This is a genomic window from Rhizobium sp. R693, from assembly GCF_002211315.1.
Taxonomy (GTDB): domain Bacteria; phylum Pseudomonadota; class Alphaproteobacteria; order Rhizobiales; family Rhizobiaceae; genus Rhizobium.
Map to the genome: position 1 here is coordinate 1 of NZ_LOKY01000017.1, position 12,399 is coordinate 12,399.

The 12,399-nt window shown below is 57.6% G+C and carries 10 protein-coding genes and 1 pseudogene; 1 reads left to right on the plus strand and 10 read right to left on the minus strand.

Annotated elements, in window-relative coordinates; translation table 11 throughout:
- Positions 1 to 158: 158 nt before the first annotated feature.
- The 4 genes and pseudogenes from ATY79_RS16115 to ATY79_RS16130 form a co-directional block, all read right to left on the minus strand.
- Positions 159 to 454, minus strand: a pseudogene (locus ATY79_RS16115) (DUF3422 family protein); the annotation flags it as partial.
- Positions 455 to 631: 177 nt separating this feature from the next.
- A complete protein-coding gene (locus ATY79_RS16120) occupies positions 632 to 1,750 on the minus strand; it encodes a branched-chain amino acid ABC transporter substrate-binding protein (RefSeq protein WP_088704395.1) in 1,119 nt (372 codons plus the stop codon).
- A 24-nt stretch (positions 1,751 to 1,774) separates the two neighbouring features.
- Positions 1,775 to 2,953: an ArgE/DapE family deacylase gene (locus ATY79_RS16125; protein WP_088704396.1), complete on the minus strand. Its 1,179-nt coding sequence runs from the start codon at positions 2,951 to 2,953 to the stop codon at positions 1,775 to 1,777.
- A gap of 822 nt (positions 2,954 to 3,775) precedes the next feature.
- Positions 3,776 to 5,179: an aspartate aminotransferase family protein gene (locus tag ATY79_RS16130; RefSeq protein ID WP_088704397.1), complete on the minus strand. Its 1,404-nt coding sequence runs from the start codon at positions 5,177 to 5,179 to the stop codon at positions 3,776 to 3,778.
- A 178-nt stretch (positions 5,180 to 5,357) separates the two neighbouring features.
- On the opposite strand from ATY79_RS16130, the gene ATY79_RS16135 reads away from it, so the two are divergent.
- Positions 5,358 to 5,825, plus strand: coding sequence for an Lrp/AsnC family transcriptional regulator (locus ATY79_RS16135; protein ID WP_088704398.1), 468 nt, complete (start codon positions 5,358 to 5,360; stop codon positions 5,823 to 5,825).
- A gap of 588 nt (positions 5,826 to 6,413) precedes the next feature.
- Here ATY79_RS16135 and ATY79_RS16145 read toward each other — a convergent pair.
- From ATY79_RS16145 to ATY79_RS16170, 6 genes are read right to left on the minus strand one after another with little or no spacing between them, the layout of a single operon-like run.
- Positions 6,414 to 7,745: an aminotransferase class III-fold pyridoxal phosphate-dependent enzyme gene (locus tag ATY79_RS16145; RefSeq protein WP_245312393.1), complete on the minus strand. Its 1,332-nt coding sequence runs from the start codon at positions 7,743 to 7,745 to the stop codon at positions 6,414 to 6,416.
- Positions 7,746 to 8,798 carry a branched-chain amino acid ABC transporter permease gene (locus ATY79_RS16150; protein ID WP_088704400.1) on the minus strand — a complete coding sequence of 351 codons (1,053 nt, stop codon included), beginning with the start codon at positions 8,796 to 8,798 and terminating at the stop codon, positions 7,746 to 7,748.
- Between the two features lie 12 nt (positions 8,799 to 8,810).
- A complete protein-coding gene (locus ATY79_RS16155) occupies positions 8,811 to 9,701 on the minus strand; it encodes a branched-chain amino acid ABC transporter permease (RefSeq protein ID WP_088704401.1) in 891 nt (296 codons plus the stop codon).
- Between the two features lie 3 nt (positions 9,702 to 9,704).
- Positions 9,705 to 10,412 carry an ABC transporter ATP-binding protein gene (locus ATY79_RS16160; protein WP_088704402.1) on the minus strand — a complete coding sequence of 236 codons (708 nt, stop codon included), beginning with the start codon at positions 10,410 to 10,412 and terminating at the stop codon, positions 9,705 to 9,707.
- The gene (locus tag ATY79_RS16165) at positions 10,399 to 11,142 is read right to left on the minus strand and encodes an ABC transporter ATP-binding protein (RefSeq protein ID WP_088704403.1); all 744 of its coding nucleotides are present in this window, start codon (positions 11,140 to 11,142) and stop codon (positions 10,399 to 10,401) included. The genes ATY79_RS16160 and ATY79_RS16165 overlap by 14 nt, the downstream gene beginning before the upstream one ends.
- A 53-nt stretch (positions 11,143 to 11,195) precedes the next feature.
- Positions 11,196 to 12,368: an ABC transporter substrate-binding protein gene (locus tag ATY79_RS16170; protein WP_088704404.1), complete on the minus strand. Its 1,173-nt coding sequence runs from the start codon at positions 12,366 to 12,368 to the stop codon at positions 11,196 to 11,198.
- Positions 12,369 to 12,399: the final 31 nt, after the last annotated feature.

The window sequence follows — 12,399 nt, forward strand, 5'->3', positions numbered from 1 at the left end:
GCCCGCCTCGTGCTCCTTCAGGATGCCAATGATCTGTTCGTCTGTGAAACGGTTGCGCTTCATTCTCTGGTCCTCTCAATGGGCCAGAGCTTACTTCAAAATGGATTATTTCAACGGGGCAAGGTCAGCGTATCTAACAGCCCGAATTGCCTTGACGCAGTTTGTGCGAGGCCTCCATCGATTAGATGCATCGCCGCGTGGGATAACTTGTCGAGATGTAGTGCCGCAGCTGGGCGAGCTTGACCGGCGTGCGACAAACATCCCGAACCGTTGAAACCCTTCGACACGTGTTTCGCGCAGTTCCGCAATGCGTTCTTCGACGATCCGCGTAGGCAGCCGTTGGGCCAAAGCGATTTCTTGTTGCTGCCGTCGTCGAAATGATTTGGGACGAGAGCGCGGCGATCTCATCAAGCAGCGCCTTTTGCTCGGTTGAGGGCGTAGCCAGATTGCGATCTGCATCTCCACCAGCTTTGAAACGAACCCGCGTCGAATGAAAGACGCAAAGGTTGCCGTCCTAGCTGTTGGATCCTCTGCAGTCGGAAAGCCTGCAGACACCTCACTCAGAGCTCGGACGGAGCTTTAAAGTTTCCCCCTCCGTCCGAACATGGACGGGCTGATTTCGAAATCATCGTCAGTTGTTCACCGCGAAGTACGTGTATTTCCCGTCATTTCCTTTTCGCCACTCGTAGACGATATAATCGGCTCTTGTTATGTCGCCCTTCGCGTCATAGCTGAGATCACCGATTACCGTTTTGAAAGGCCCTTTTGCTTTGATTGCCTCGGCCACTTTCGCAGGGTCGTTTGTGCCCGCTACGTTCGCGGCCGCGGCGATCACTTGCACGGCCGCATACGAGTAAAGGGTATACGATTCAGGTTCGAAACCTGATTGGCGAAATTTCTCGACGATTTGGGCAGATGCTGGATTCTCGCGTGGGTCTGGCGGGAAAGTCATCAAAGTGCCCTCGGTCGCATCGCCAGCGATGGCGGCGAATTCGTCAGTAGCGATCGCATCACCGGCCATGAGCTTGGCTTTCATTCCTTGATCAGCCATCTGTCGGGTTATCAGTGCCGCTTCCGTATGATCGCCACCGTAGTAGACCAGCGATACGCCAACTTGCTTGAGTTTGGAAATAAGCGCTGAGAAGTCCTTGTCTCCAACGTTGATTCCTTCGTAAGCCACTTCCTGCAGGCCACCGGCATTCACTTGCGTCCTGACGGCATCGACCATGCCCTGCCCGACCGGTGTCTTATTATGAATGAAGGCGATCTTCGCGGCTTTGAAATGTTTTAATACATAGACACCAGCGACTGCACCTTGTTGGTCCGCACGGCCGCAAGTACGAAACACGTTCCAAAGCCCACGGTCTGTTAAGTCTGGGTTGATTGAAGAAGGGCTTATCTGAAGTATCCCGTTCTCAGCGTAGACATCCGAGGTTGGAATGGAAATTCCAGAATTGTAGTGCCCAACGACGAAGTTTACTCCATCGGTGACGAACTTATTTGCTACTGAGATACCTTGCTTTGGGTCCGCAACATCGTCCCCTACTTCAAGCCGAATATTCTCATGATTCATTCCGCCCAAGGCGTTGATGTCATCTACAGCTAGCTGGGCGCCCCTCTGCAGTTGGGCGCCAAAAGCTGCTCCCGGACCAGTAATGGGCCCGGCAACACCCATCAAGACCTCGGCCGCGGCGCCATGAGCCAATCCAAGCGCTACAGCTGCTACGACCATGAGTAGACTTCTGTTCATTTTTGTCCTCCTCTTCTCTGGTGACTACTTGCAAAATTCGATCGCGCTATCGGTAAGAATGTCACATAGGACTTCGACCGACGTGATGTCGGCCCATTCAGTGGGTGCATGCGCTCCGCCGCCTCCTGCTCCAAACATGACACTTGGAATGCCCGCGGCTTGTAAAATGGCGCAATCGGTCCAGAACGGCTCGCCTCGCCGAACTGGCTTTTCTCCCATTATCCTAGTTGCAACGCGGTCAAGCGTGACGACAACCGGTTCGATCGCGGCCACCGAGAATGGAGGCCGGTCGAGACCGACCGTTAGTGTGGCGCGGAAATGTGGGTCTTTCGACGTGAGAGTGTCCAAAATGGCTTGAAGCTCCACCGCAACAGAATCAGGCGTCTCCCCAGGAATGGTGCGGCGCTCGAGCGATATTCGGCACTCAGCTGGATAGCTGGAAATTTCCCTTCCGCCGCTTATCAACGAGGCGTGAACTGAACCAGTTCCAAGAGTTTCATGTGAGGACGATGTCTGAAGTTGATTATCATAGGCCTCCAACGCTGCAAGGAACTTGCCCGCTTTGGTAATCGCGTCGACGCCTAAATCTCGACGCGAGCCATGAGCTGCGCGACCGTGGACAGTAACCTCGCACCAGACGAAACCCCGATGTGCGACGATGAGCTCTAGATGACTGGGTTCGGTAACTATGGCGGCGTCGGCGGTAAATCGGGCAACGACCTGCTCGCTGCCAAAAGATGCAAATTCCTCGTCGGCAACACAGGCGACGAGAATATCCCCTCGGACGCCCCGGTTCTTCGCGCGCGCCGCAGCCACCATCATTGCAGCCACGCCACCCTTCATATCAAAGGCCCCGCGACCGAAAAGCTTGCCGTCTCGTATTACCGGTTCAAGCGGATGTCCGTCATAGTCAGAGATAGACACCGTATCGATATGACCATTGAACATAAGCGAACGGCCTCCCCCGGTCCCACGCGCGATCCCAACGATTGATGGACGGCCTGGGCACTCTTCCAAGACATGAACCTCAAAGCCGTGTTCGCGAAACCAGTTGGTACAGAATGCTCCAATCTTCGCTTCGCCATCACCTCCCTCCACTAGGTCCGGGTTGACGGAGTTGATCGCTATCAACTGCTTCAAGAGGTCAATCGGATCATCGAGTGGACGCGTTACGAACGTGTCTGCGAAGTTGTCCACGGCCATGCTTGGCGTGCCCTCCTCGTCGCCTTCAGAGGGGTATGACATTAACAATGTCTGACATATTGTCAATAAGACTTTGCGCACGGAAACTGACGCGCTCATGCCTTGAACCATCCGCCTGAACGGCCTCGGTTTTTCGCTTACCGCGCATAGTGGTGGGGGTCAGTTTTAGTTGCCAATCTCAGCGCGACCGCTCGGGAAGAGACTGGCGACAATGATGCCATCAGCTGAATGCTCTCAGGCAATGCCGCCGAGGCAGTTCAGCGCACCTTGCCTGCGAGGGTCGTACCGGTTCCGCAATGACAACATTGCGAGGCCGTCCTACCAAGCATTCGTCTTGGGAGGCCGCTGGGTATGATTTCTCCTGGTCGACGTTTCCTTCCTTCTATCCCTTGCCGGCCCGTGGCGTTGGAACTTGGCGGTAGATCGTCAGCGGCTGCTTGCCCCGCAGGATAGGCGCACTTCCTTGTTGTTGTCGAACTAGTCGAGAATTAGTAGTCTGGCACGTACCGGGGGCGCCTACCTCCTCGATATGGGAATATTCGGCAAGCAGGTGTGCCATGGCTTCACTCCTCTTGCGCGTCAGTCGACTCAACCGTCCCCACAGCGGCCCGTTGCTTTGTACGGCAATCGACGCCGGGCTTGTCGTGACATGAAGTTTCACAGCACTCATGGCTGACTTTCAATTCCTTGGTACGCCCCCATGCGACGGACAACTTCATCCGTCAGGGCTGGCTTGATGAGCCAGCCCGTTCCATATTTCGGTCCAAATGATATCTGCGCTGCCTGAACGGCGTTGGGATCGGAACCTACCAACGGCCCCCATCAGATCTTCAGACCGTCGCGAACGAGGTCGTCCATCACCGAGCGCACGGCCTTCTCAGCGATAGAGACGATCTCGTCGACTTCTGCCTTGGTGGTGACAAGCGGCGGCGCGAAGCCCAGGATGTCGCCGTGCGGCATGGCGCGTGCAATGAGGCCAAGATCGCGAGCAGCCTTGGAGACGCGGGCACCGACCTTCAGCGACGGGTCAAAGCGCTTCTTGTTCTCACGGTCGCCGACAAACTCGATGGCGCCCATCAGGCCAACGCCGCGCACTTCACCGACGATCGGCAGCTGTGCGAACTTTTCCTTGAGTTGAACTTGGAAGTAGCCGCCCACTTCACGGGCGTTGCCCGGCAGATCTTCCTTCTCAACGATGTCGAGAACTGCATTGGCGGCCGCCGCTCCGATCGGGTGTCCAGAATAGGTATAGCCGTGCGAGAAGGCACCGACCTTATCGGCTCCCTCTTCCATGACCTTGTAGACCTTTTCACCAACGATCGACGCGGAGAGCGGGAAGTAAGCCGAAGTCAGGCCCTTGGCGACGGTGATCAGGTCCGGTTTGATGCCGTAATGCTGTGACCCGAACATCGAGCCTGTGCGGCCAAAGCCAGTGATGACTTCGTCGGCGATCAAAAGCACGTCGTGCTTCTTAAGCACCGCCTGGATCGCTTCCCAGTAGCCTTCCGGCGGCGGCGTAATACCACCGGTACCGAGCACCGGCTCGGCGATGAAGGCGCCAACATTGTCCGACCCGAGCGTTCCGATCATCTCGTCGAGCTCGGCTGCACGGCGGGCCGAGAATTCGCGTTCGGTCTCGCCGGGATTGGCACCCCAGTAGTGGTGCGGAACACCGGCATGATCGATCTGCGGCAACGGCAGATCCATATGGTCGTGGTAGAAGCTCATGCCGGTCATCGAACCGGACACCACGCTGCAGCCGTGATAGCCGCGTTCGCGCGAGATGATCTTCTTCTTGGTCGGCTTGCCGCGCAGGTTGTTGTAGTACCAGACGAGCTTGGCCTGGGTCTCGTTGGCGTCCGACCCGGACATGCCATAGAACACCTTGCTCATCTTGCCGGGCGCCATCTTAACGAGGCGGTCGGAGAGGATCGCAAGCTCGTCCGTCGTGTGCGCAGCGTAGGAATGGTAATAGGCCAGGCGATAAGCCTGACGCGAGATCGCCTCGGCAACCTCGGTGCGGCCATAGCCGACATTCACGCAATAAAGACCGGCAAAGCCATCAATGAGCTGGTTGCCATGCGCATCCTGGATGCGGATCCCCTTCCCCGTCTCGACGATCGTCGGTTCGCCGAGCTTGCCGGTCGCAAAGTCCTTCAACTGCGTGAAGGGATGCAGGACCGAGTTGCGGTCCTTCTCAGCGATGTCGTTAATATTGATGGTCATCGGTTGCCCTTTCCGTCGTCGCTTTCGGGATTTAAAGAGAGATGTCCCGTGCTGCCGAGGTGGCGACGAGATCATGATGGCTACAGTTTAAACAGTTGAGCGAGGCGTTTGACATCGACGTCCGCGCGCTGTACGCAGGATTCCTGCAATCTCGAAAGTCTTCGCGCAGGATTTCGCCATGATGGAACTTGACCGCGCCGATGTGGCGTTGCTGGACGCTCTTCAAAAAAACAATCGCCTGACATCCGAAGAACTTTCTGAGTTGGTAAATCTTTCTCCTACAGCTTGCCAGCGCCGTTTGAAGCGATTGCGGGCTCAAGGCGTTATCGAAGCCGACGTGTCGATCGTCTCGCCCAAGGCGGTCGGCCGGCCGGTCACCATGATCGTTTTGGTTTCGCTTGAACGGGAGCGCGCAGATATTGTCGATCGCTTCAAAGCTGCAATCCGCAATACGCGTGAAGTGATGATCGGCTACTACGTGACTGGCGATGCGGATTTTCTTCTCGTTGTGACCGCCAAGGACATGGAGGGCTATGAGCAATTCACACGGCGCTTCTTCTACGAGAATCACGACATCAAGGGGTTCAAGACGCTGGTGGTCATGGACAGGGTCAAGGCGAGTTTCGCGCTTCCGATCGACAATTAACCTGACTGCTCAGATAGCTGACCCTTTACAATCATCTCGTAAGTGGGTCGTGCCCAATGTGCGGTCACCAAGCGCGCCAAAATTCCGCGGAAACGCCTGTCATAACGCTGTCGAAAATAGCGGATGCCGGAGAACCTTGGGCCACGCCAATCTGTCCGGTCGGCCTGTATGGAACGACGTGGTTGCCGATTGCGGCGCTCACATCCTCGAGAAGACCTCGCTCCACCATCCGGCGTCCACCGACAGGTTCAGCCTCCTCGACTGACTGAAAGATGATCCAAACGGTTCTGGAAAAGGGCGCTCTGGGGATTGAGCAGTACCGCCACTGCATTATCCCATCGCAGCATGGGCCTCCTGCCCGCAGGCCGGCATGACGCCGGGAGCCTCAGAACCCAAGCTTTCATCACACTCCTCGCTGACCGGCAAAGCATCAACGTCGGCACGCGACCACCTTGCGGTCGGGCGGCGAGGCCTCCCCTTGATGTCGACGGCGAGGCCAAAGCCGGCCAACTCGCGTCTATTTTCCAGCCCAGATTTCAGAAGCTGACGCTTCAGATACGTCAAATTGCCGGCCCGCGCTCTGCGGTGTCACCAACCGCCGAACTGCTGGTATTCGCCCAAATCTATGTCACGCAAGACAATGTCTTCTATCGCCCGCTCGAGAATTTCAACGCCACGCCTTGCTTCCTCATGAGAGATGTTGAGCGGCGGCGTGACCTCGATGACGTTCGAGTTGACGCCAACGTAATAAACGACCAGTCCAAGCTGGAAGGCACGATAGACGACGCGGGCTGTCAGTTCGCGAGCGGTCATACCCGGCAGGGCGTCATCCCGCAACTCGATTCCGAGCGCCAAGCCGATCCCCCGTACTTCCGCGATTGCCGGTTGCCGTAAAGCAAGTTCACTAAGCAATTCCTTAAGGCAGTAGCCGACCTTTGCGGAGTTGCTGAGCAGTTTCTCACGTTCGATCGTGCGCAGGACCGCGGCGGCTGCTGCCGCGCATACGGGATTGCCATGCAATGTCTGAAACGAGAATGCTGCGCGATCATTCATCAGCCACTCCGGGCCGATCACAGCGGAAATGGGAAGCCCCCCACCAAGGCCCTTGCCGAGGACCAGCACGTCCGGCTCGATACCAAAATTTTGGAAGGCATGTATTACGCCGGTACGGCCTATCCCAACCTTCACGTCATCCGAGATCAGCAGGATGCCATTATCGCGGCAGCGACGTTGCACCGCTTCGAAAAAGCCCGGCGGCGGAACAAGCATGCCGCCATCCGACTGGATTGGCTCGATAAAGAAAGCGCCGTAATAATTCGGGTTTACGGCAATGGCTTCGTCTATAGCTCTGAGGGCAACTTCAGCAGAAGACGTCGGATATGGAACGAGTGTCAGATGTTGCGACCGGGCTTCCTGTTGCGACGGGTGCCCGGAAAATGCCATCGAACCGCTTGTCCCGCCATGATAGGCCCCCTTGAACGCAAGGATGCCGGGGCGACCTGTGACGGCTCGTACGACGCGGCTTGTCGTCTCATTGGCGTCGGATCCGGAATGACCAAGCCAAACCCTGCCCGCAGCCCGCGCCGGCGCAAGATCGAGAAGCATTTCAGCAAGCTCGATCGCAGGTAGATTAGCGCTGGAAAGGTAGCTCGCACCCGCCTGGTCGCGCAGCGCGGCGTCCACCGCGGACCGGATCGCCGGATGCGAATGTCCAAGAGAAGCGGCCCCCCACGAAGCGGAGAAGTCGATAAATATCCGCCCATCGTCGCCGCGCAATGTTGCGCCTTTGCCGCCGGTCACGGCGAGAGGAAAGAACCGAAGATGGGCGAGCTTTGAGACCGAGCGCGCTTCACGCTCATACAACGTCTCTTTCGGCGCGGCGACATCTGCCGTCGTTGCGATCGGTTTGCGGCGTCTCACTTATCCCTCCCATTCCGTCAATGTTGTTGGTCTCGCAATGGAGCGGGACTTCCGTTGATTAAAGAGGCTCCCTAATTCGCGGTTCTCGATCAGGCCGCCTGGTCGAAGCACGAGAATGGCAATCATTCCCAGCGAAAGCACGATCTCAGTCAATCCGACGACTTGCCCACCAGCAATGTTGAGAGCGTTGAGCTGTCCTTCGAAAGCTCTCAAGCCCTCGTAGACGAAAGTGACGAGCAGTGTCCCAACCACAGCCCCTGTCACCGTGTTCGTCCCACCGATCACCAGCATCGAGATGATCAGGAATGTCTCCTTCAGATAAAATGCCTTGGGGGCAAACGAGGTGATGAAATGGCCCCACAATCCGCCACCAATGCCGGCCAGCAGTGCGGCGAGCACAAAGGCGCGCCACCGAAGCACAGGGATGTTGGCTCCAATCGCTGCAGCGGCGCGCTCGTCGTCGCGACTTGCGCGAAGCAGCTTGCCGGTCCGCGACTCCTTAAACCAGACTGCAACGATAATGGCCCCGATCGCGGCCACCGACGCCATGCCAAGATCGGTGGCCTTCGGCAGGCCGAACAAAGTTCGCGGGCCATTCGTGACCGCGCTCCAATTGTTGGTGACGGTATAGATCACGACGAGCAGGCCGAAGGAAGTGATCACGGCAGCTGAATCGGAAAGCCGCATCAACGGGAAGGAAACCACCGCCGCGACGATTGCGGCTACAATACCGCCAAGCAGGATGGCGGCATAGACTGGCAGATGCATGTCCTTCATGAACGGGTAGAGATCCGGCAGTGCCATTCCCTTCATCTGCACGGGGATCGTGAATACCGCGGAGACATAGGCGCCGATCGCCATGAAGCCGACGTGCGCGAAGGAAAGGATGCCCGAATTTCCCATGAAGGTTTGCAGACTGACCACCAGGACCAGCATGATCATCATATTGGTGACGATGCGCTGATATAGCGTCATGCCGAGAATAGTGGTCGCGGTCGCGATCACCACGACGATCAGCGCAAGCAGGGCTGCCGTGTAAAGTTGACGTTGCATGGTTTCCTCCTCTTAGGTCCGTGCGCCGGTGGCTGGGCCCTTCAGCAGCCCTTCCGGCCGCCACAGAAGGATGATGATCACCAGAGCGAACGTGAAAGCGTCTCTGAATTTCAAGAGATCCTGCGGCAAGGTGTAATTGAGCGTTGTATCGATGAACGCGAGAAGGAAGCCGCCAAGGACAGCACCTGGGAGGCTACGCATGCCACCGATCACCGTCGCGATGAAGGCGATCAGCAAAGGCTCGCCGCCGATGCCTGGCACCACCGTCCCGATCCGGGCGACCCAAAGGATACCCGCGACCCCTGCCATGAAGCCGCTCATGGCGAAGGCCGAGGAAACGATGAGATTGGCCGGAACGCCCAGCATGCGCGCCATCGTGAAATTCGTCGCCGCCGCCCGCATGGCTATCCCGAGGATTGTCTTCTGCATGAGCCACGCGAAGACCGACAGAAGCACGAGAGCTGCGGCGATCGTGATCAGGTTCCTGAGTGGCGTTATCACCCCGAAAATCTCGACAGTGTCGGAGAAGAGTGCAGGAAGAGGAACGTTGCGCGGCCTTGGCGAGATGAGCAACAGCGCAAGGTTCTGAAGCAGGTTCGAGAATGCAAATGAGGTGATCAGCACCGCTGTCATCGATTTTGCCCGCACAGGCCGAAAGGCAATGTAGTCCGTGGCGATACCAAATATCACAGCAACCAAGATCGCCAGGATGGCCATCCCGATCCATGGAATTTCTGCGCCGCCGACGAGGTAAAGGCCGTAGCCGGTCACCATGATGAGCTCGCCATAAGCGAAATTAACGAGCTTCAAAATGCCGAACACGATCACCAAGCCAAGAGCGATCAGGGCATAGGCCCCACCGAGACTAAGTACATCGATGACAAACTGAATTGTAAAAGCCATTGCTCAACCTCCCAGATACATGGCACCGAGATCGGTGTGCGAGCGAATTTCCGCGGCCGTGCCTGTGAATTCAATTTTTCCCAGACGCATTACGTAGGCACGGTCGGCGACCGACAGCGCTGTCGCCATGCTTTGTTCGACCAAGAGCATCGTCAGGCCAGTCGCCTTCAGGGTCGCGATCATCTCGTAAATCCGCTCGACGATCGCCGGCGCGAGCCCAAGCGACGGCTCATCGAGGAGGAGCACGGACGGCCGCGCCATCAAGGCACGCGCGATCACCAGCATCTGCTGTTCGCCCCCCGACAATGTCCCTGCCGCCTGGTTGGCGCGCTCCGCCAGCCTCGGGAACAGGTCGAGTAGTTTTTCCAGGTTCTGCTTGTTGCCCTGAATGTCGCGGCGATGGATGTAGGCGCCAAGCCGGAGATTTTCCGCGACCGTCAGGTCGGGGAAGACGTCCCGGTTTTCCGGCACGGTGGCAAGGCCGCGTCGGACGATGCGCTCCGGCGATGAGCCGTCGATCGCAACCGACTCAAGATGCACCGTACCCGCCGCCGGCTTCACGGCACCGGCGATGCACATAAGGGTCGAGGATTTGCCGGCGCCGTTCGCCCCGAGCAGAGCAACGAGTTCGCCGTTTGCGACCGAGATATCGACGCCACGAACCGCCCGGATGGCCCCGTAACGGACTTCCAGATCTTTAACTTGCAGCATGTGCTTCAGCTCCCGCGCTGCCTAAATAAGCTTTGATAACCTCCGGATGGCGACGTACGTCCTCTCCACTTCCTGCGGCAATGGTTTTCCCGGAAGCGAGCACGTGGAGGCGATGGCAGAGCCGCATGATGAGCGCCATGTCATGATCGATGATCATGATGCCGAGACCTCGTTGCGCAGGCAAATTGGTCAAGGTTTGGAGCAAAAGCTCCGTCTCCGCGTCGTTCATTCCGGCGGCTGGCTCGTCGAGAAGCAGAAACTGCGGATCTGCTGCAAGTGCCCTGGCGATTTCGACGCGTCGCTTGTCGCCGTAGTTTAGAGCCGCGGCAGTATCGTGCGCCTTTGTCTCGAGCTTGAACTCCTCGATCAGTCGTTCTGCCTTCCGGCGCGCGTCTCGCAGACTGTCGCCGCGGGCGATCGCCGCCGTCTCCACGTTCTCGACGACGGTCATGTTATTGAACAACCGAACGATCTGAAAGGATCGGCTGATGCCGCCAAGGGCAATCTGCCGGGGTGCCAGACCGGAGATTTTTTTCTCACCAAGGGTGATCGATCCAGAGGACAGCGGAACCTGTCCCGTGATTGCGTTGATAAGCGTCGTCTTGCCGGAGCCGTTCGGACCAATCAGGCCGACGATCTCGCGAGGGGCGAGGGAAAGCGAGACGTTGTCCAGCGCGCGTAGCCCCGAAAACTCAACCGTCGCGCCCGCTACAGTCAGCGTTGCGTTCATATCCAATCCTATAGGAATCGGCTGCCGAACCTGTGGTCCGGCAGCCGGTTGGGTTAGGGTTTCGGAAGACTTTCGGGCTTGCGCCAACCGAGGAACTTCGGCTTGCCGCCCTGCAGTTCAACAAGCGCGGCGGCTTTGTTCGGCACATGGCCTTCCTCGGCCGTGCCGTAGTCGAGATCGCCCGTCAGAAGCTTGAACTGCTGGTCTTCAAGGCCCTTTGCCAGAGCGGCACCCTCGACGGAGCCCGCCGCCTTGGCCGCTTGGGCGATCATCATGATCGTGTCCCAACCGGTGGCGACAAAGGCGGTATCAGGCTCCACCTTGAACATGTCCTTGTAGAGGGCCTGAAACTTTTTCATGTCCTCGCTTGCGCCCTCGCCAGCCCAGGTGTGGGTAACGAAGTAGATGTTATTGCCCATCTTCTCGCCGAGTGCTTGGTGGAGCGCCGGATCGTCATAGACGTCGCCGCCGAGGATGGGAGCATCGTAGCCAACCTCACGAAGAGCGCGAACGATCACAGCGATGTCCGTGCCGTAGGAGGAAACGAAGATGACGTCCGGCTTCTTGCCGAGCGCCTTAAGTCTGGAAAGCTGAGCGGAGAAGTTATTATCGCCGTTGGTGTAGGTGTCTTCGAGAATGATCTCGCCGCCGTCGGCCTTGAACTGCTCAACAAAGTACTTTGAGAGTGACTTGGTGTAAGCGATGTATTGGTCTGTCACGACATACGCCGTCTTCCAGCCACGCTCCTTGGCAGCGTAGTCCGCGGCGGTCGCAGCCATTGTTGTGTTCCACATCGACAAGGTGAATTGCTTGTCGCCGAGCGACCATGAGCTATAGAGCGGATCGGAGGCGCAGGTGGAAATCCCGACCAGCCCGGCGTTCTGTGCCTCACGGCTTGCTGGGCTGCCGAAATCGAAGTCGCACGGCGCGACAATGACCTGTGCGCCCTTGTCAATCAGTTCAACTGCGACGTTTCCGACTGTCACAGGATCGGACTTGCCATCGATGTTGATGAACTCAACCGGCTTGCCCAAAATGCCGCCATTGTCGTTCAAAAATTTGACGGCAACCTGTGCGCCCTTATAGCCGGGCGTATCAAGCGGAGCCTGAACGCCAGTGAGCGAAAGCGCACCACCAATGACGATTTTGCTGTCGTCGGCGGCAGCACTGCTTGCCAGCATAGCCGCAAGAGATGTCGCAGCTAGAACCCATTTTAATTTCTGCATTTCTTCATTCCCCTTTTTTTGGTCATATGAA